The 19,293-nt window shown below is 62.1% G+C and carries 19 protein-coding genes; 7 read left to right on the plus strand and 12 right to left on the minus strand.

What is annotated here, in order from left to right:
* Nucleotides 1-26: 26 nt before the first annotated feature.
* Nucleotides 27-3,173: an EAL domain-containing protein gene (locus tag ACEN84_RS13110; RefSeq protein WP_413711302.1), complete on the minus strand. Its 3,147-nt coding sequence runs from the start codon at nucleotides 3,171-3,173 to the stop codon at nucleotides 27-29.
* A gap of 276 nt (nucleotides 3,174-3,449) precedes the next feature.
* Between ACEN84_RS13110 and ACEN84_RS13115 the strand changes: the two genes are divergently transcribed.
* Nucleotides 3,450-3,710 (plus strand): DUF1344 domain-containing protein, encoded by a 261-nt coding sequence (locus ACEN84_RS13115; RefSeq protein ID WP_112386465.1) that lies wholly within the window; start codon nucleotides 3,450-3,452, stop codon nucleotides 3,708-3,710.
* Between the two features lie 6 nt (nucleotides 3,711-3,716).
* Here the strand turns inward: ACEN84_RS13115 and ACEN84_RS13120 are convergent, their stop codons facing one another.
* The 4 genes from ACEN84_RS13120 to ACEN84_RS13135 form a co-directional block, all read right to left on the minus strand.
* Nucleotides 3,717-4,307 (minus strand): histidine phosphatase family protein, encoded by a 591-nt coding sequence (locus ACEN84_RS13120; protein WP_112712935.1) that lies wholly within the window; start codon nucleotides 4,305-4,307, stop codon nucleotides 3,717-3,719.
* A gap of 26 nt (nucleotides 4,308-4,333) precedes the next feature.
* Entirely contained in the window at nucleotides 4,334-5,152 is an 819-nt protein-coding gene (fabI, locus tag ACEN84_RS13125) for an enoyl-ACP reductase FabI (protein ID WP_130278924.1), read from the minus strand.
* A gap of 122 nt (nucleotides 5,153-5,274) precedes the next feature.
* Complete coding sequence (locus tag ACEN84_RS13130; RefSeq protein ID WP_413711094.1) at nucleotides 5,275-6,477, minus strand: DnaJ C-terminal domain-containing protein; 1,203 nt, start codon at nucleotides 6,475-6,477, stop codon at nucleotides 5,275-5,277.
* 241 nt (nucleotides 6,478-6,718) lie between these two features.
* Complete coding sequence (locus tag ACEN84_RS13135; RefSeq protein WP_130278922.1) at nucleotides 6,719-7,177, minus strand: RT0821/Lpp0805 family surface protein; 459 nt, start codon at nucleotides 7,175-7,177, stop codon at nucleotides 6,719-6,721.
* Nucleotides 7,178-7,243: 66 nt separating this feature from the next.
* Here ACEN84_RS13135 and pdxH point away from each other — a divergent pair, with 66 nt between their 5' ends.
* Nucleotides 7,244-7,864 (plus strand): pyridoxamine 5'-phosphate oxidase, encoded by a 621-nt coding sequence (gene pdxH / locus ACEN84_RS13140; RefSeq protein ID WP_112712927.1) that lies wholly within the window; start codon nucleotides 7,244-7,246, stop codon nucleotides 7,862-7,864.
* Nucleotides 7,865-7,868: 4 nt separating this feature from the next.
* Here the strand turns inward: pdxH and ACEN84_RS13145 are convergent, their stop codons facing one another.
* Entirely contained in the window at nucleotides 7,869-8,915 is a 1,047-nt protein-coding gene (locus tag ACEN84_RS13145) for a polysaccharide deacetylase family protein (RefSeq protein WP_413711095.1), read from the minus strand.
* Nucleotides 8,916-9,135: 220 nt separating this feature from the next.
* Here ACEN84_RS13145 and ACEN84_RS13150 point away from each other — a divergent pair, with 220 nt between their 5' ends.
* Complete coding sequence (locus tag ACEN84_RS13150; RefSeq protein WP_112712923.1) at nucleotides 9,136-10,419, plus strand: D-alanyl-D-alanine carboxypeptidase family protein; 1,284 nt, start codon at nucleotides 9,136-9,138, stop codon at nucleotides 10,417-10,419.
* 23 nt (nucleotides 10,420-10,442) lie between these two features.
* Here ACEN84_RS13150 and ACEN84_RS13155 read toward each other — a convergent pair whose 3' ends face one another.
* Nucleotides 10,443-11,423 (minus strand): AraC family transcriptional regulator, encoded by a 981-nt coding sequence (locus ACEN84_RS13155; protein WP_413711096.1) that lies wholly within the window; start codon nucleotides 11,421-11,423, stop codon nucleotides 10,443-10,445.
* Nucleotides 11,424-11,549: 126 nt separating this feature from the next.
* Here ACEN84_RS13155 and ACEN84_RS13160 point away from each other — a divergent pair, with 126 nt between their 5' ends.
* Nucleotides 11,550-12,581: an SDR family oxidoreductase gene (locus tag ACEN84_RS13160; protein ID WP_413711097.1), complete on the plus strand. Its 1,032-nt coding sequence runs from the start codon at nucleotides 11,550-11,552 to the stop codon at nucleotides 12,579-12,581.
* Nucleotides 12,582-12,685: 104 nt separating this feature from the next.
* Complete coding sequence (locus ACEN84_RS13165; protein ID WP_413711098.1) at nucleotides 12,686-12,985, plus strand: pyrophosphatase; 300 nt, start codon at nucleotides 12,686-12,688, stop codon at nucleotides 12,983-12,985.
* Nucleotide 12,986: 1 nt separating this feature from the next.
* Here the strand turns inward: ACEN84_RS13165 and ACEN84_RS13170 are convergent, their stop codons facing one another.
* The 5 genes from ACEN84_RS13170 to ACEN84_RS13190 all read right to left on the minus strand — a co-directional run bounded on the left by ACEN84_RS13170 (nucleotide 12,987) and on the right by ACEN84_RS13190 (nucleotide 16,277).
* Nucleotides 12,987-13,394 (minus strand): DUF2442 domain-containing protein, encoded by a 408-nt coding sequence (locus ACEN84_RS13170; RefSeq protein WP_413711099.1) that lies wholly within the window; start codon nucleotides 13,392-13,394, stop codon nucleotides 12,987-12,989.
* On the minus strand, nucleotides 13,387-13,626 hold the full coding sequence (locus tag ACEN84_RS13175) for a DUF4160 domain-containing protein (protein ID WP_413711100.1): 240 nt from the start codon (nucleotides 13,624-13,626) through the stop codon (nucleotides 13,387-13,389). The genes ACEN84_RS13170 and ACEN84_RS13175 overlap by 8 nt, the downstream gene beginning before the upstream one ends.
* Nucleotides 13,627-13,656: 30 nt before the next feature.
* Nucleotides 13,657-14,157, minus strand: coding sequence for a GNAT family N-acetyltransferase (locus ACEN84_RS13180; RefSeq protein ID WP_413711101.1), 501 nt, complete (start codon nucleotides 14,155-14,157; stop codon nucleotides 13,657-13,659).
* Between the two features lie 17 nt (nucleotides 14,158-14,174).
* The gene (tldD, locus tag ACEN84_RS13185) at nucleotides 14,175-15,590 is read right to left on the minus strand and encodes a metalloprotease TldD (protein WP_112712909.1); all 1,416 of its coding nucleotides are present in this window, start codon (nucleotides 15,588-15,590) and stop codon (nucleotides 14,175-14,177) included.
* 87 nt (nucleotides 15,591-15,677) lie between these two features.
* Nucleotides 15,678-16,277, minus strand: coding sequence for an invasion associated locus B family protein (locus ACEN84_RS13190; RefSeq protein ID WP_112712881.1), 600 nt, complete (start codon nucleotides 16,275-16,277; stop codon nucleotides 15,678-15,680).
* Nucleotides 16,278-16,617: 340 nt separating this feature from the next.
* On the opposite strand from ACEN84_RS13190, the gene coxB reads away from it, so the two are divergent.
* Together coxB and ctaD are read left to right on the plus strand one after the other, a co-directional pair.
* On the plus strand, nucleotides 16,618-17,508 hold the full coding sequence (gene coxB / locus ACEN84_RS13195; RefSeq protein WP_413711102.1) for a cytochrome c oxidase subunit II: 891 nt from the start codon (nucleotides 16,618-16,620) through the stop codon (nucleotides 17,506-17,508).
* 20 nt (nucleotides 17,509-17,528) lie between these two features.
* Nucleotides 17,529-19,226 (plus strand): cytochrome c oxidase subunit I, encoded by a 1,698-nt coding sequence (gene ctaD, locus ACEN84_RS13200; RefSeq protein WP_112712877.1) that lies wholly within the window; start codon nucleotides 17,529-17,531, stop codon nucleotides 19,224-19,226.
* The last annotated feature ends 67 nt before the right edge of the window (nucleotides 19,227-19,293 follow it).

Raw genomic sequence — 19,293 nt, forward strand, 5'->3', positions numbered from 1 at the left:
GTTTCCGCAATTTGGAAACGATGGGCTCAGGAGGCGAGACGCCACGCGGTGCCGAGTGCTGCCTGCGTGAAGTCGTCGAAGGAGAGGGGACGCGAGAAGGCATAGCCCTGCAGCATGTCGCAGCCGAGATCGCGCAGCATGTCGGCATGGTCGATGGTCTCGACGCCTTCGGCCACGGTCTCGACGCCGAGCGAGCGGGCAATGTCGATGATCGAGCGCACCAGCGTGCGCTCCTGCGAGGAATGCAGGATCGGCTGCACCAGCTGCCGGTCGATCTTCAGCCGCTTCGGCTTCAGCTTCAGGAGCGAGACGATCGAGGTGTGGCCGGTGCCGAAATCGTCGATCTCGATATCGATGCCGAGCGCCTTGATGCGGTCGAGGTTCTGGGCGGCGACGTCTTCGCTTTCGTCGAGGAAGATCGATTCCACCAGTTCGAAGGAGAGTTCGCCCGGGCGGATATGCAGGTGGCTGAGCGACTCGAACAGGCTGCCGTCATGCAGGCGCCGCGCCGAAACGTTGACCGAGACCTGCGGCACGATGAGGCCATGGGCCGTCCAGCGCATCTTGTCCTTCAGCGCCGTTTCCAGAACGATGCTGTCGAGCGTCTGGACCACGTTGATCTCGTCGGCGATGCGCAGAAACTTGTCGGGCGTCAGCACGCCGCGGGTCGGGTGGTGCCAGCGCACCAGCGCTTCCACACCGGCGAGCTTCATCGTGCGGGCGCAGAACTGCGGCTGGTACCAGGCGGCAAACTCGTTGTTCTCGATACCGGCGAGAATCTCGTCGGCGGTGCGCTTGTTATTGATGATATCGGCCTGGAGGTTCTGGTTGAAGAACTCGTAGCGGTTCCGGCCCATGCTCTTGGCGCGATAGAGCGCGATATCGGCATTGATAAGCACCTTGCGCGCATCGACATGGATGCCGTTCGCCAGTGCAATGCCGATCGAGACGCCGCAGCGGCAGGAGAAGCCCTGGAAATCGATCGGCTGGCGCATCTCCTCGATGACGCGTCCCGCAAGCTCCGCCATATCCACGTCGCTGACGTCATGCGCCAGGATCACGAACTCGTCGCCGCCGATACGCGCTACAAGATCGCTGCCGCGCACGTTCTTCGACAGAACCTTCGATGCATGGACCAGCATCGCGTCACCCGCCGCATGGCCGAGCGTGTCGTTGATTTCCTTGAAGCGGTCGAGGTCGATATGCAGGATTGCGAATTTCTGGCGCTGCGAGCGGGCATCGACCGTAAGGCTCTCGAGCGCGATGTCGATCTTGCGGCGGTTGGCGAGGCCGGTCAGCGGGTCATGCAGCGAATTGTGCTCGATGCGGTTCTTGGCGAGCTCCAGCTCGATATTCTTGGCGACCGCCTCGTCCTTGGCCGCCTTCAGTTCGGCGGTCAGCAGCGAATCTTCCGTCACGTCGAAGGCGACGCCGATGATTTTCGTGGTGCCAGACGGCGTCTGGTGCACCTTGCCGGTCGAGCGCACGTAGCGGACGCTGCCATCGTCGCAGGGAACGCGGCAGATCAGCGTATGGGTGTCGCCCGGCTGCTTGAAGTAGCGCGCGCTCTCGACGGCTGCAGCCCTGTCGTCAGGATGCACGCGCGAAAGCCAGAGTTCTTCGGGAACGAAGCCGTACTGCGCCGGCAGGCCGTAGAGCTCGTGCATGCGCTCGTCCCAGAGCGAGCCCTGCTCACCGCAGGTCGCGTCCCAGATGCCGCACTGATAGGCGTCGAGCGCCAGATCGAGCTTGCCGGAGATTTCGGTCAGCTGCGCCTCGCGCCGCGAGATTTCGTCCAGCGCCAGTTCCAGCTCGGCATTCTTGATGTCGCTGACATCCTTGGCGTGGCGCAGCGTTTCGGCCGCTTCCGCATCCGTTGTCACGTCGGCGACGATGCCGATCGTGCGGCCGACGCCACCGGCATCGGTGTAGAAGGAGCCGACGGAGCGCAGGTAGCGGACCGTGCCGTCATCGAGAAGGATGCGATACTGCGCGGTGCAGGAAGCCCCGGCAACGCTGCAGTTGAAGAAGTGCATTTCGGCAATGTGGCGGTCGTCGGGAGCGATCCGCGAGAACCAGTTCTCCAGCGGATGGCTGCCTTCGCCTGCCGCTTCGCCGTGCAGCGCCGAGGCGCGCCCGTCCCAATAGAGGCTGTGGCCGCCTTCTTCGAGTTCCCAGATGCCGATGTTGGACGAATCGAGCGCCAGGTTCAGGCGCTGCGAGAGCTCCAGCAGCTTTGCTTCGCGGCGTTCGAGCTGCGAGATGTTGCGGTTGCGCTCGCCGAGCAGCAGCGTGGCGAAGAAGATCGGGATGATGATGACGCAGCCCGCGGTGATGATGATGACGCGCAGCTGCGACTGGTTCGCCGGCGCCTCGTTCCAGCCGGTGGTCGGTACGGCCGAGAGTTCCCAGCGGCCGCCGGCAAAGGCGATCTTGCGGCGCAGTGGCTGCTTGTCGAAGACATCGGTATTGCCGAAGAAGGGCAGGGCGGCATCGGCAGCAGCCGTGCCGAGATCGCGCACCGCGATCGACAGGTGATCGAGATGCGGGTAGCGCTCCTGGTTTTCGCTGTTGCGCGCCGGCTTCAGGCCGGTGTTTTCATAGAACATGTCGCGGTCGATGGTGACCTCGACGGCACCCCAGATTTTCCGCTGGCCGTTTTCCTTGACGAAGATCGGGAAGAAGATCGCAAAGGCATCCTTGCCCTCGGCGGTCTTGATCGGGCCGTAGAACCGCGCCTGCTGGTCGCCGGTATTGCGCCCGACCGATTGCATGGTCGACAGCGCCTCGCGCACGTCCTTGCCGATACGGTCCTTGTCGGATTGTGGCGGATAGACGTTGCTGACGATGAAATTGGGGGCGACGGCGACATTGAGGAAATGCGGGTTCTGGATCAGCAGCCAGTTGATCTGCCGCTCCATTTCCTCGTCATTGGTGCGCGCGCTCAGTGAAATCATGTTGGAGAGGTCACGGACGATAGTAATGTCCATGTTGATCTGCGCTGCCATGCGGGCGCGGATCAGGTTAGTCTCGTTTTCGGTGCGGATCTGCAGTTCGCGCAGATGGGCGGCATTATTGGCGCGATCAAGAGTGATGCCGACAGCGACGACCATGAAGGCGACGAAGCCGGAGACCAGCAGCGAAAGCCAGGTATTCTTGAAAATTCGCCGCAATTGCCTGTGGCCGCCCAGCCCGATAAGCAAAACAAGTTCCCCTTTGTTTAAAAGCAACTGTAGGGGGAACTTGTTAATTTACGATTGCCCGGCCCTCTATATTTCGGGTGCCGAAACAAGACAGAGTGGATGGTTAACGGCGCCTCTTGATTATTGTTAAAATGCTATTCATCAATTGGGCGGTGAAAGCCATTCTTCCGGGCAATTTTTGCCATATTCAGGGGATTATCTGTGTTTGATAAGATTTTAGCGTCGAGTGTGAAGAGGGTTGCCGCGATGCGTTTTTTTGTTGCCACGCTGTTGGCCACCGCAAGTTTCCTGTCGCCGATCAGCGGTTTTGCTGAGAGCGCGGATGTCGAGGCGACGATCAAGAAGGTCGATACCGCCAATCTCAGCCTGACGCTCGATGACGGCAAGACCTACCAGGCGCCCGAAGAGTTCAATTTCGATGGTCTGAAGGCCGGCGTGAAGGTCGTGATCTTCTATACCGAAGTCGACGGCAAGCGCGTCATCAACGATCTCGATATCGTTCAGTAAGCCGGTTCAGATCCAGCCGATCAGCCGCTCGGCAGTATCGATCTTCAAGATCCGGTCCTGCCAGATTTCTCCCTCAGCGGCCTCGTGCTTAGGAACATCGCCAATCATCTTGAAGAGACTGCGGATGACGCCGCCGTGCGTCACGCAAACCGTTGGTTTGTCAACGGAATTCAGCCAGGATGCGCTGCGCCACGACATGATCTCGTAGCTCTCCGCGTCGTCGCCCGGCGGGATGAAATCCCATTTGTTGAGGTTGCGCTCGCTGACCCGGTCGCGCTGCGTCGCCTTCAGTTCCTTGAGCGTGAAGCCTTCCCAGTCGCCGAAGGAAACCTCGACGAGACGCTCGTCGGTGCGGTAGCCCCTGGGGTCGATCCCCATGGCAGTGCGCATGATTTCCATCGTCTGGCGGGTGCGGGTCAGGGGGCTTGCGACAAAGTCGAAGGCAATGCCTTCGACCTTTAGGATCTCAGCGAGATCGATGCCGTTCAGCCGTGCCTGTTCGCGGCCGATGGCGTTCAGCGGAATGTCTTTCTGGCCCTGAAGGCGGCGTTCGGCATTCCAGTCGGTCTGGCCGTGTCGGACCACATAGATAAGCACGGCATATTCCGCTTCTTGGAGTTCGATCAGTCCTTGATAACGGAAATATCCGGCGCGTCCACAGCCTTCATGCCGATGACATGGTAGCCGCTGTCGGCGTGATGGACTTCGCCGGTAACCGAACGCGACAGGTCGGACAGCATGTAGAGACCGACGTCGCCGACCTCTTCGATGGTCACGGTACGGCGCAGCGGAGCGTTGTACTCGTTCCACTTAAGGATGTAGCGGAAGTCGCCGATGCCGGATGCCGCAAGCGTCTTGATCGGGCCTGCAGAGATCGCGTTGACGCGAATGTTCTTCGGTCCGAGGTCGACGGCCAGATACTTGACGCTGGCTTCGAGAGCAGCCTTGGCAACGCCCATGACGTTGTAGTTCGGCATGACCTTCTCGGCGCCGTAATAGGTTAGCGTGAGAAGCGAGCCGCCGTCCGTCATCAGCTTCTCGGCGCGGCGAGCGACCGAGGTGAACGAGAAGACGGAGATGTTCATCGTCTTGGCGAAGTTGTCGGCCGAGGTGTCGACGTAGCGGCCGGTCAGCTCGTCCTTGTCGGAGAAGCCGATGGCGTGAACGACGAAATCGATCTTGCCCCACATCTTTTCGACATTGGCGAAAACTTCGTCGATCGTTGCTTCGTCAGAGACGTCACAGTGGCCGGCCAGAACGCCGCCGAGTTCGGCAGCCAGCGGCTCGACGCGCTTCTTCAGCGCCTCACCCTGATATGTAAAGGCAATTTCGCCGCCCTGTGCATGAATGGCCTTCGCAATGCCCCACGCGATCGAGCGATTGTTCGCGACGCCCATGATGACGCCGCGCTTGCCTGACATGAGGCCTGTTGCTTGAGCCATATTTTGCCCCCTAATGAACCAATTGGAAATTGCCTATGGCATAGGCCGTTAATCGGTTCAAGATTGGGAGCAATCATCAACTGTTAGGGAGCGTAACAAAGGGTGCGCATGTCACGAAAATTTCACAGGAAAAGACCTTCGCGCATGCTGCGCATCAAATCCGTGACCTTATCGTCGGGTTTTTCCCACAGCATGATGCGCAGTTCGACCACCAGATCGCCCCGTCCACTGTTGCCGTCGGGCAGTCCCTGACCCTCGATCCGGATGGTCTTGTCGGAACCCGACCAGGCCGGAACGGTGACCTTGAGCCGGCCGCCCGGTCCCTCGATCTCGGTCTCGGTGCCGAGCACGGCATTCTCGATCGTCACGGGCAGAACCGTGTGCAGGTCGAAGCCGTGCACGGTGAAGCGATGATCGGCCGCGATATGGACGCCGATCACTGCATCGCCGCGCTGCATGTTCGGCAGCTTCAGGCCCTGGCCCTTGAGGCGGATCTGCTGGCCCTCGGTCGTTCCCGGCGAAAGCGTAAAGCTTGCTTCCTGTCCTTCGCCGAGCGGCACGATGATGCGGCTGCCCTTCATCAGGTCGTCGATCGTCACGGTCGCCTGAGCGAACTGATCGGGCGCCTTTTCCGGGGCAGGGGCGGTGCCGGTGAACCGGCGCACCAGCGCATTCAGGATGCTGAACGGCTGGAGGATGCCGGCCGAAGCCGCAGCATTCGGGTCGATGGCGTCAGCGTCGGTCTTCGGCGCGTCCGTTTCGGTCTTGGCGGTCTCGGCGTCTGCCGGCTTGGCCTTTGCCTGGGCCTGAGCTTGCCCCTGTGCCTGCGATTGCGCCTGACCGGCATTGCCGGCGGTACCGCCCGCAGCCTTGGTCTGCGTGCCGAAAATGCGGTCGACGACCTCTTCGGCGCTCTCGGCGCCTGCCGCGTTTGATGCCTTCTGCTTGGCGGCTTCCTCAGCCGCTGCCTTCGCCGCCTTCTGGGCGTTGGCGCGGGCGAGCTCTTCCATCACCCGTTCGGCATTTTCCTGCGCTGCCTTGGCGCGGGCTGCTGCCTCGCGGGCCGCCTGGCGCTGCTGCATGATGGTCTCGCCGCCGCCCATCTTCGCCTCGGCCATGCGGGCCGCGGTGTCGAAGAGGCTGCGTTTCTTTGGGTCCTTGAGGGTCTCATAGGCGCGGCCGATCTCGGCAAAACGCGCCGTTGCATTCGGGTCGCCCTGATTGTGATCGGGATGCACGGCCTTCGCCATATGGCGCCATGCTGCCTTGATCTCGTCTGCCCCTGCGTCCTTCTGGACGCCCAATACCTTATATGGATCGCGCATAGTAATCCGCCGGTGTCCGTGCGGCTGCCGTCCCTTCTGGCAGCCGAAGCCCAATATCAACTCTTTGCGCGCCATCCGGTTCAACCGGACCTCGCGCTTATGGGCTGGATCGTGCGGTAGAGTTGCTAATCACTTGTTATTTTCGCCGGGCGCTCGGCGGCTTTTGCGGCAAATGGTTATCGTTCTGCTAAGCATCGCAATGCCGCAGGCGCCGGTATTAAGCATATGTGTGGAAAACGGATCAGCTCTCGGGCTGGAAGCTCAGAAGCTGCCAGTTGCCGCCGCCGACGAGGCAGGTCTTGCCCATGAACTTGGCAATGCCGTCATAGGAATGGCGGGTGGTGCGGAACTGCCGGCAGACCTGGCCGGATTCATTGTTCTCGACGATCGTGTCGATGACGCCGGCGCTGCCGGTGGAGGCGTTTGCCCAGGCAAGCGGCTGCGCGCCGATCCGGCCGACATCGGCAGACGTCACGGCATTGCGCACGGTCATTTCATCGGAAAGCGTATCGGTGCTCGGTGGGTTCTGCGGCACGGTGCCGGTCGCAACGGACCGGTCGACCTTGGATTCGCTCAGGAAGTCAAAACCACCCGTCATGCAGCCGGAGAGCGACAGCGTCGCCACCCCGATCAGAATGAGAGAGCTGCTGCGTCGCAGGAGCCCCTTTGTATGGTGAGTTGACTTTGCTATGACTTCCACCCTGTGTCCTGTCCAGTCGCTACCAGCTGGGCATTCAACCTAAAACCCCGGGGCATTTGAGCTAATATGTCGGCAAATGAGTTAACAAGCGGTGACTTTACCCAACGCGGCGAACCATTCAAGCTTTTCGCGGAATGGCTGAAGGAAGCCGAGGCTTCGGAGGTCAACGACCCCAATGCCGTGGCATTGGCAACCGTCGACGAAGCTGGTCTTCCCAATGTCCGCATGGTTCTCCTGAAGGGATTCGATACAGCAGGCTTTGTCTTCTACACCAATTTCGAGAGCCAGAAAGGTCGCGAAATCTTGGGGCAGAAGAAGGCCGCCATGTGTTTCCATTGGAAGACGCTGCGCCGCCAGGTGCGTCTGCGTGGTCCGGTGGAGGTGGTAACCGACGAGGAGGCCGACGTCTATTTCCAATCGCGTGCGCGCGGCAGCCGCATCGGCGCCTGGGCATCGAAGCAGTCGCGTCCGCTGGAGAGCCGTTTCGCGCTGGAGAAGTCCGTCGCCGAGTATACGGCGCGCTACGCCATCGGCGAAATTCCGCGCCCGGCCTATTGGTCCGGCTTCCGCATCAAGCCTGTTTCGATCGAGTTCTGGAAAGACCAGAACTTCCGCCTGCACGACCGCGTCGAGTTCCGCCGCGAGACGCCGGAAGCCGATTGGGACAAGGTACGGATGTATCCGTAACTTCTTATTTTCCCATCAGTTTCAACGGAATGCCTGAAGCCAGCGCCGAGACATAGCGCGGCTTCTGATAGAGCCCGTTAAGCGAGAGCCGCGGAAGATAGGTCGTCCCGCCCGCCATGCCGGGCCGGATCACGCCGGGCTGTGTTGTCACCGCAGCCGTAAAGCCGAGCTCGGCCGCGATCGCCGCTTCGCGCAGCGTCGCGGCTTCGCGGGTGCCATAGGGAAAGGCGATCGTCGCGGGCGTCTTGCCGGTGATCACCTTTACGTGTTCCGCCGACCGCAGCATCTCTTCGCGTGCTTCGGCCTCGCTGAGCCGTGCCAGTGCGCGGTGGCTGATCGTATGGGCGCCGAGGCTTGCCAGCGGGCTCGCCTCGATGAGATTGAGCTCGGCCTCGCTCATCACCAGATCCTCGACCAGTTCGCCCGGAGCGATGTCGTAGCGCCGCGCAAGCACGTCGAGCGAGCGCACCGCCTTCTCCTCGTCGCTCATGTGGAGAAAGGCGGCAAATCTCGCGAATGCCGCGTATTGTTCGGCGGGCGTATCGGTCTCCAGAACCTCCTCGCCACGGCCGAAGTCGAAATGCAGCCGGTCGGTGCGGCGCAGCAGCAATGTCAGCGTTTCCCACCAGATCGTATGCGTTCGCTCGGTCAAACCCTTGGCGACGAAGATGGTGAAGGGCGCCTCATGCTTCTCGAAGATCGGATAGGCATGCACGAGGTTGTTGCGGTAGCCGTCGTCGAGCGTGAATGCGGCAAACGGCGCTTCGCGGGCGGGGCCTGAGAGCAGGGCAGGGACATCGGCGAGCGCCGCGAACTCGTAGCCGTCCTGCTTCAGTCTCGTCAGCGCCGCATCCAGGAATTCGGGTGTGATCTCGAGATGCGCATTCGGCTCGAAGTCATGCGCTTCGTAGGGGCGGACATGATGCAGGGTAAAGATCGCGCCGCGGCCACGCGCGCCGCGCATCAGCCGTGCGGCCGAAATCAGATGCGCCGCCTCGAGACCGGCGGTGATGGCAGCTTTCTTGGCCCGTTTTTTCCACAACCCCTGCATGTCAGCTCCGTGAAAGGTGCGGATCCTACCAATTCTGGTGTTAAACCTTGTTGAAGATTGCTTTTCCGACTGAAATCTTTACGTTTCCTTCACCACGGGTGGAAAAAACTCAGAAAACCAGTGTCCGTTGCCTCAAAGTCGCGCGAATGTGCAGGCTCTGTCACAGAACGGGACATATTTTGGCAATGCCGCGCATGCGTGGCACCTAGAGGGGAAATCCATGAAGAGGTTGTTGGCTGCTTTGTTGAGCGTGACGCTCGCCGTGTCGGCGCCCGTCGCGGCTATGGCCGGCAGCGCGTCGTTCATCCTCGATGCCCGCACTGGCAAGGTTCTCGCTTCGGAAAATGCCGATACCCTGAATCACCCGGCATCGCTGACAAAGATGATGACCCTCTACCTGGCCTTCGAAGCGATCAATCGCGGCAAGCTCAGCTGGGACAGTCAGATCGTCATGTCGAAATATGCGGCAAGCCGCCCGCCGACCAAGCTCGGTGTGAGACCCGGCAGCACGATCACAGTTCGCGAAGCCGTCTACGGCATGATCGTCAAGTCGGCCAATGATGCCGCGGCTGCCATGGGCGAAAAGCTCGGCGGTTCGGAAAGCAACTTCGCCCGGATGATGACCCAGAAGGCCCGCCAGCTCGGCATGAGCCGCACTACCTTCTACAATGCGTCGGGCCTGCCGGACAGCCGCCAGGTGACGACGGCGCGCGACATGTCGACCCTCGGCGTGGCGCTGATCAAGAATTTCCCGAGGGAGTACCGGATGTTCTCGGTCGCCTCCTTCAATTTCCGCGGCAAGCAGATCCGCGGTCATAACAATCTGATGTATCGCTACGAAGGCATGGACGGCATCAAGACCGGCTATACCAATGCCTCCGGCTTCAACCTCGTCAGCGCCGTGCGCGATGGCGACCGCCGCGTCGTCGGCGTCGTGCTCGGCGGCCGCACTGCGCGCGCCCGTGACGCCAAGATGGAAGCACTGCTCAACAAGTATCTCGACCGCGCCTCCGGCGGCGGCGGCCTCGTCGCCAGCATCGGCGGAAAGCAGCGCCCGGTTCCAGCCGCACCCGTGGAAGTCGCCTCCGCTGCCGACGATACCGATCTTCCAGTTCCGGTGAATGCGCCACGCGCCCAGGGCGATGCCGAAGCCATCCCGTTTGCGCTTGGTTATAACGAAGCCGCCGTTCCGCTCGATCGTCCGTCGCCGCTGACGAAGATGGGCAAGGCCGGCAGCCTGCAGGCGTCCGCCGGTGGCTGGCAGATCCAGATTTCGGCTGCTCCGAGCGCCGAAGCCGCCCAGGCGCTGCTCGCGCAGGCAAAGACCGAAGGCGGCGCTGCCCTGAAATCCGCTTCGCCCTTCACCCAGGCCGTCGGCTCCGGCGCCAACGCCGTCTACCGAGCCCGCTTCACCGGCTTCAACAGCAAGGACGCTGCCGAAGCTGCCTGCGACGCGCTTAAGAAGCGCTCCTACGACTGCATGACGGTTGGCGGCAACGGCTGATCAGACAGACCTGAAGGCTATTCTCAGAACGCCGTCTCGCTTGCCGGGGCGGCGTTATTCGTTTGTTCGGGCACGGTCTTGTCCAGATCTGAGACGGATGCCCTATAGGCACTCGGCGACTTGCCGTTCGCCCGCTTGAAGGCATTGCTGAAGGCGCTTTCGGACGTATAGCCGAGCGAGCGCGCCACCGTCGCTACGGCCGTCCTTTCATCGCGAAGCGAGCGTTCGGCGAGATGCATCCGCCAGGTCGCGAGATAGGTCAGCGGCGCAACGCCCGCCACGGTTCTGAAATGGAAGGCGAAGGACGTCCGCGACATGGCGCATGCCTTGGCGAGCTCCTCCAGATGCCACGAACGCGCCGGATCTCCATGCATCAGCCGCAAAGCCGGCGCGATCCGCGGCTCGGCCAGCGCCCGCAGCCAACCGGCCGGCATCAGCTTGGCGGTGCCGAGATGCGAGCGCAGGATCTCGATGAACAGCAGCTGTGTCAGCTGCGACGAGGCGAGTTGCGAGCCCGGCCGGCCGCTGGTGCGCTCCTCGATCAGCCGGTCCAGCAGCCATCGAAACGCCGCCGCATGCGGGGAGGCCGCCCGCGTCAGGATCCACGGTGGCAAGATATCCGCCAGCAGCTTGCCGCGGATCGGATCGAGCATCACATGGCCGCCGATATAGCCGAAATCGCCGCCATCGCCGACGACAGCCACAGCGTTGCGCCCGACATTGGAAAACAGGCTCATCGCATCGACGGGCTCAAGGCCGGGGTCGCTGGAAAGAACGGCGACGCGCGGCTTTGCCAGCAGGCCGACATCGCCGGTCTCGAACAGAAGCGGTTCCCGCGCCCCTTCGAGATGCACCCAGCAACTGCCCTTCACCACCGCGAAGAACTTGATCTTCTCCCGAGCCGGAAAGCGGATCGACCACGGGCCGCCCGCCGTGAAGCCGCCGGTGACGACGGCTTCGGCCTTGCTGAGAGTGAGAACGTCTGAAAAGGGATCGACAGCCATTCTCGTACTGTCGCGCAAGTAACGCGCACTTTCAAGCATTCACAGTGCAGGATCGTCGACCTACTTTCACGTCATGTCAATCAGCGGCGGCGATGTCGCCTGCCGTGAAACTCCTTGAGGTATGATATGAAAGACGAAATCGTTCTCGTAACCGGCGGCACCGGCTTCATCGCGCAATACTGCATGCTGGCGCTGCTGAACGCCGGATACCGCGTGCGCACCACCGTCCGCTCGCTGGAGCGGGAAGGGGAGGTGCGCGAGCATCTGAGAACCGGCGGCGTCGAGGCCGGCGACCGGCTGTCCTTCGTCGTTGCCAATCTGACGGATGACGCCGGCTGGGCGGAAGCTGCTGCCGGCTGCACCTATGTCATGCACGGCGCCTCGCCGACGCCTTCGGGCGACCAGACCCGCGAGGAAGACTGGATCGGCCCGGCGGTTGACGGCAATCTCCGCGTCCTGCGCGCCGCTCGCGACGCCGGCGTCAAGCGTGTCGTGCTGACCTCGGCCTTCGGCGCGATCGGCGTCGGCCACAAGCCCGGCCACCGCCGCCCGTTCGACGAGACCGACTGGAGCGACCTGACCGGCGACGTCGCCCCCTATCAGAAATCCAAGACCCTCTCGGAGCGTGCCTCCTGGGATTTCATCGCCCGCGATGGCAACGGGCTGGAGCTTGCATCGGTCAATCCGGTCGCCGTCTACGGACCGGCGCTCGGCGCGGACTTCTCCCACTCGATCCGTCTGATCTCCAACATGCTTGAGGGGCAGCCGGGCTGCCTGAACGTCAATTCCTGCTGCGTCGACGTTCGCGATGTCGCCGATCTCCATCTGCGCGCCATGATCGATCCCGCCGCGAAGGGCGAGCGCTTCCTCGCGACCTCCGGCAAGAGCATGTGGATGATCGAAGTTGCCGAACTGCTGCGTGAACGCTTCGGCAAGGCTGCCGAAAAGGTCTCGACGCAGGTCTGGCCCGACGAACAGGTCCGCATCGCCGGTGAAACCAACGAACAGCTGAAGGGCGTCGTGCCGCTGCTGAACTACGACATGAGTGCAACGGGCGAGAAGGCCGAGCGCCTGCTCGGCTGGGCACCGCGGCCGAAGGAGGAAGCGATCGTCGCCTCCGCCGAAAGCCTGATCCGCCTCGGCCTGCTCCGCAACTGAGCAGCAGCCGTGGCACAGACAGCGGCCGTCCCCCGGCCGCCGTCTGCTCTGGACATAAGCGAGGAATCACGGTTCTCCTGCATGCGTACGAAAGGAGAACGAATATGCTTGAAGACCTCGCCGACAAGTTCGAACGCGCCTCCAGAATCTACGCCGAAGCCAACTGCCTGGAGCGCGATCCCGACTGGTTTCTGTTGAAGCTGCAGGAAGAAATGGGCGAACTCACCCAGGCCTGGAACCGCCTGACGGGCAGGGGCCGCGCCAAGGGCCGCAGCGCCGACGACATGAGCCGCGACCTCGCCGACGAAACCGCCGACCTCCTCGGCCACATCCTCCTCTTCGCTCACAACAACCGCCTCGATCTCGAAGCCGCAATCGAGCGCAAATGGCTGTTCAGGCCTTAGATTACTGGGCAGCCGATTTGCGAGGCCGACCGCCCTTCGCGCCATTCGCCCGCGCCGCCTCGGCTTTCGCAGCCGACGTCGCTTTGCCCGCCTGGCGCGCCATATGGGATTTGGTCCCGAATATTCCGGCGAGAAGACCGGGAACGGAGATATCGACGTCGAGCGCTTCCCAATGCAGGCCGTAACCTGCGCCAAGGATTTCGACGGTACTTAAGTCGCCATCCCCTGCATCTTCCAGCCCCTGCACGAGGCGGGGAGGGAAGGCGAAGGTGCAGCCATTGGTGAGGTCGATGATCATCCGGCCGTTGCGCGCATCGAAACGTGCGGAAAGCGCCCGCGGCTCGCTGGCTCGCGTGTTCCTGCCACGCGCCAGCGCGTCGTCGATGTTCTTATCCGTCAGTTCAGCCATGGATATTCCTCCAGCTTTCAAGGAAGGCATCCCGTTGTTCCTCGACGATCCTCATGGCCTTGCGGATATCGCCGCGCTTCATGCCGTCGGCCCAGATCAGCTCAGGCTCTCCGCCCAATCCGAGAAGATTGATCTTCGCTTCGCCGTCGCCGAAGACATGCACATGAGCAGGCTCATGGTCATCGACGAAGATCACGAACCTCAGCCCATCGGCCCGGAAGATTGTCACCATGGCCGAAGATAACCCAACTCGTTGGGTTTTTCAAGATTTGGCGCCGACCTTCCGCCGGTAGAACTTGCTGTCCACCGCCATCAGCGGGAAAGACCTCGGTAGGTCGTCGCGCTTGATTTCGCTGAAGCCGTTCTTTTCGTAGAAGCGGTGGGCGGCGAGGAATTTGTCCGTCGTGCCGAGGAAGATGTCGGTGATCCCCTCGGCTTCAGCATGGGCAAACAGCGCGTCGAGCAGGCGGGCGGCGACGTTGTGCTCGCGGCCGCGCACATGGGCCGCCACGAACATCTTGCGCAGCGCCGTCTGGTTGTTGCCGATGTCCTTCAGGCCGAGCGTGCCGACGATCGTGCCGTCGAGATCGGCCACCCAGAACTGACCCTTGCGGGCCTGGTAGAAGTCCGGGATGACGGCGAGATCGGGCTGGTCGTCGGCGGTGATGGCGATGCCGAATTCATCGCGCTGGATCGGCAGGATGACGGAGAAGACGCCGTCGATATCGGCGATGTCAAAGGGCCTGATCTCAATGTCGCTCATCGCCGCCTCCTGCCGCGTCAGGCTTGTGTGCCGCCGACTGTTACCTGGTCCATGCGCAGATGCGGCTGGCCGACGCCGACGGGCACCCACTGGCCGCCCTTGCCGCAATTGCCGATGCCGGTATCGAGCTTCATGTCGTTGCCGATCATCGAGACGCGCTTCATCGCATCCGGACCGTTGCCGATCAGCATGGCGCCCTTGATCGGCGCGCCGATCTTGCCGTTCTCGATCAGATAGGCCTCGGTGCAGCCGAACACGAATTTGCCCGAGGTGATGTCCACCTGGCCGCCGCCGAAGGAGACGGCATAGACGCCCTTCTTGACGGACGCGATGATTTCCTCGGGCGTCTTGTCGCCGCCGAGCATGTAGGTGTTGGTCATGCGCGGCATCGGCACATGCGAATAGCCCTGGCGTCGTCCATTGCCGGTCGGCGCCATGCCCATCAGCCGGGCATTCTGCCGGTCCTGCATGTAGCCGACCAGTTTGCCGTTCTCGATCAGGACGTTATAGGCCGAAGGCGTGCCTTCGTCGTCGATGGTGATAGAGCCGCGGCGGCTGTCGATCGTGCCGTCGTCGACGACGGTCACGCCCGGTGCGGCAACCATCTGGCCGAGCAGGCCGGCAAAGGCCGAAGTCTTCTTCCTGTTGAAATCGCCTTCCAGCCCGTGGCCGACGGCCTCGTGCAGCATGACGCCTGGCCAGCCGGAGCCGAGCACGACATCCATCGTGCCTGCCGGCGCCTCGATCGCTTCGAGATTGACGAGCGCCTGGCGCAGTGCCTCGTCGGCGCCGGTCTGCCAGCTGCTTTCGGTGATGAAATCGCCGAAGCCGATACGGCCGCCCTGGCCGAAGGAGCCGCTCTCCTGCCGGTCGCCTTCGCCGACGACGACGGAGATGTTGATGCGCGTCATCGGCCGGATATCGCGGACGCGGTGTCCGTCGGCGCGCAGGATATCGACCACCTGCCAGCTGGCGGCGACCGAGGCCGTCACCTGGCGCACCTTGTCATCCTTGTTGCGCAGATAGGCATCGATATCGGTGAGGATCTTCACCTTCTCTTCGAAGGTCGGCGTGCCGATCGGGTTCTCGTCGGTATAGAGCTTCTTGTTGGTGCCCTGGGGCGCAGCCGCATAGCTGCCGGAATAGCCGCGGGTCACGGCGCCGACGGCATCAGCGGCGCGCTTCAGCGCCGAAACCGAAAGGTCGCCGGCATGCGCATAGCCCACCGCTTCGCCGGCGACGGCGCGCAGGCCGAAACCCTGCTCGGTGTTGAAGCTGCCGCCCTTCAGGCGGCCATTGTCGAACATCAGCGATTCAGCCTGCGCGTGCTCGATATAGAGCTCGCCGTCGTCGGAGCCGGAAAGCGCCTCGGCCACGAGCTTGCGCGTCGTCGCTTCGTCGGCATCGAAGAGCGTCAGGAGATCGGTATTCATGATGGTATGCTCCGCTTCAAAGCAGGAATGCTTTAAAGCCGATGTAGGACCGCAGGGCAGTTCGAGCAAGCCCCTATCGGGCCGACATCAGGGAAGCGCGTCGTAGCCTTCGGCAAAGCCCTTCAGGTCGACGGGAATGCCGATGCCTTCTTCCGGCGTCTGGAAGACGATGAAGGTGGCGCTGGTGCCGCTGCGGAAGGTCTTCAGGAGTTCGTCCTCGAGCACGACTTCGGCATAGCAGCCGTCGGCAAAGCAGCGGACGAAATAGGCGCGGCCGATATCCTTGCCGTCGACATTGAGGCCGAGGCCGTTCGGCAGCAGCACGCCGAGCGGGGCGAGCACGCGCAGGATCTTCGACTTACGGTCGGCCGTCTTCAGAACGACGACCGAGAGGCCGACTTCAGGGCGGTCCTCGGCGATGACATTCTGCATCAGCGCGCATTGCTCGGCCGAAGCGCCGGCCGGCTTGTCGCAGACGACGGACCATGCGCCATGGTTCGATTTCACCGTGCCCGGCGCCTGCGGCTGGCTCTGGCCGGGCGCGGCCTGCTGGGCCGGTGCCGGCTGCGAGGGAGCGGGCTGGGCCGGGGCAGGGGCTGCCGGCTGCTGGGCGAAAACGGGGGCTGCCGCTGCTGCTGCAAGAGTGGTGGTCAGAACAAACGACCGCACAAGGGAACGGAAACCCATGAAAACCTCTGGAATTCGAATCGGTGACGGTATTGTTGAAGGCCGTGACCGGAAATGAAAAGACCTGCCCCGTGAAAACCGGGGGACTACGGCAGAAATAGGACCTTTCCGCAATAATGTTGGAGCTTTGGATTGGCCCGCGTAAGCCTTTTCCGTATGATGGTGCAAATATTCGGTAATGTTTTGTGCCTGCTTGTGAATCGGCTTCTGGCAAAAATGCCGCATAGACAATCGCTCTGGCCTGTTGCGGTCAGTTGCAAACTGTGGTTTGAAGCGCTGAAGATGGCAAGGATTCTGCGTTCGATTTAAGGCAGGTCAAGCGCTCGAGGGAGATACTAAGGTGATTAAGAAGGCTTATGCAGCTCTGACCGCGCTGGTCTGTCTGCTTTTTGCTTCCGGCACATATGCCGATCAGCCGATGCCGTGGCAGGCAACGCTGCAGCCGGCGGCAACGCCGATTATGCGGGAAATCCGCTGGTTCGAACAATATACGCTGTGGTTCATCGTACCGATCACGCTCTTCGTTCTGGTCCTGCTCATCGTCGTCTGCTGGAAGTTCCGTGCGAGCGCCAATCCGGTGCCGTCGAAGACGAGCCATAACACCGTCATCGAAGTTATCTGGACCGTGGGGCCGGTCCTGGTTCTTCTCTTCCTCGCCGTTCCGTCGTTCAACCTGCTCACCGCGCAGCTGACGCTTCCGGAAAATCCGGATGTGACGCTGAAGGCGACCGCCACCCAGTGGCAGTGGAACTACGAATATGAAGGCACCGGCGACAATCCGCTGGCCTTCGATTCCTACCTCCTGAAGGATCCGGATCGTGCCGCTGCCGGCAAAACGGATCTGGCGACCTATCCGCGCCTGCTGGCCGTTGACAACGAAATCATCCTGCCCGTCAACAAGGTCGTTCGCGTTCTCGTGACCGCCGCTCCGACGGACGTGATCCACGCCTTCGCAATGCCGTCCTTCGGCGTCAAGATCGACGCCGTTCCGGGCCGCCTCAATGAAACCTGGTTCAAGACCGAGCGCGAAGGCCTGTTCTACGGCCAGTGTTCCGAGCTCTGCGGCAAGGACCATGCGTTCATGCCGATCGCGATCCGCGTCGTTTCCGAAGACAAGTACAAGCAGTGGCTCACGGCTGCCGCTTCCGATCTTCCCGGAGCCTACAAGGCTCTCATGGCTGCCACCGATGGTCCTGCAAAGACCGTCGATGTCGCCGAAAACGCTCATTAATCTAGAAGGGACTCGGAAAAATGGCTGGTTCCGCCCACGATCATTCTCATGATCATCATGGCCATGACGCACATGCGCATGACGACCATCACGATCACTCGCACAAGCCGAGCTTCGTCAATCGCTGGTTCTTCTCGACGAACCACAAGGACATCGGCACGCTCTACCTGATCTTCGCGATCTTCGCCGGCATCATCGGCGGCGCGCTCTCCGTTGCCATGCGCATGGAGCTTCAGGAGCCTGGCATCCAGATCTTCCACGGTCTGGCCTCGATGGTTTACGGCTTCGAAGGCGACGCCGCGATCGACGGCGCCAAGCACATGTTCAACGTCTTCACCACCGCTCACGCCCTCATCATGATCTTCTTCATGGTCATGCCGGCGATGATCGGCGGCTTCGCCAACTGGATGGTTCCGATCATGATCGGTGCCCCGGATATGGCGTTCCCGCGTCTGAACAACATCTCCTTCTGGCTGATCGTTCCGGCCTTCCTGCTGCTCGTGCTGTCGATGTTCGTCGAAGGCCCGGCCGGTGCTTACGGCGCTGGCGGTGGCTGGACGATGTATCCGCCGCTCGCAACCGCGGGCCAGCCGGGTCCTGCCGTCGACCTCGCGATCTTCTCGCTGCACGTCGCCGGTGCCTCGTCGATCCTCGGCGCGATCAACTTCATCACCACGATCCTGAACATGCGCGCACCGGGCATGACGCTGCACAAGATGCCGCTCTTCGCCTGGGCTGTTCTGATCACGGCCTTCCTGCTGCTGCTCTCGCTGCCGGTTCTGGCTGGCGCCATCACCATGGTGCTGACCGACCGTAACTTCGGCACGACCTTCTTCGCGCCGGAAGGCGGCGGTGACCCGATCCTCTACCAGCACCTGTTCTGGTTCTTCGGTCACCCGGAAGTCTACATCCTGATCCTGCCGGGCTTCGGCATCGTCAGCCACATCATCTCGACCTTCTCGCGCAAGCCGATCTTCGGTTACCTCGGAATGGCCTACGCCATGGTCGCCATCGGTGCCGTCGGCTTCGTCGTCTGGGCCCACCACATGTACACGGTCGGCCTGTCGCTCGACGCGCAGCGCTACTTCGTCTTCGCGACGATGGTCATCGCCGTTCCGACGGGCGTGAAGATCTTCTCCTGGATCGCAACGATGTGGGGTGGCTCGATCGAGTTCCGCACGCCGATGGTCTGGGCGATCGGTTTCATCTTCCTGTTCACGGTTGGTGGCGTCACCGGCGTTCAGCTGGCAAATGCCGGTCTCGACCGCTCGCTGCATGACACCTACTACGTCGTGGCTCACTTCCACTACGTTCTGTCGCTCGGCGCCGTCTTCGCCATCTTCGCTGCCTGGTACTACTGGTTCCCGAAGATGAGCGGCTACATGTACAACGAGTTCCTCGGCAAGCTGCACTTCTGGGTCATGTTCATCGGCGTCAACCTGGTGTTCTTCCCGCAGCACTTCCTCGGTCTCGCCGGCATGCCGCGCCGTTACATCGACTATCCGGATGCATTTGCCGGCTGGAACTACGTTTCCTCGATCGGCTCCTACATCTCGGCCTTCGCCGTGCTGATCTTCCTCTACGGTGTCTTCGAAGCCTTCGCCAAGAAGCGCCTCGCTGGCGACAATCCGTGGGGTGAGGGCGCAACGACGCTCGAGTGGCAGCTGCCTTCGCCGCCGCCGTACCACCAGTGGGAACAGCTCCCGCGCATCAAGTAAGATGCTCCAAATTCCGGGCGCCGCATTCCGATGCGGCGTCCGGCCTTAACGCATGACGCGGTAGGGC

It is taken from the genome of Rhizobium sp. Rhizsp82 (assembly GCF_047325115.1).
Taxonomy (GTDB): domain Bacteria; phylum Pseudomonadota; class Alphaproteobacteria; order Rhizobiales; family Rhizobiaceae; genus Rhizobium.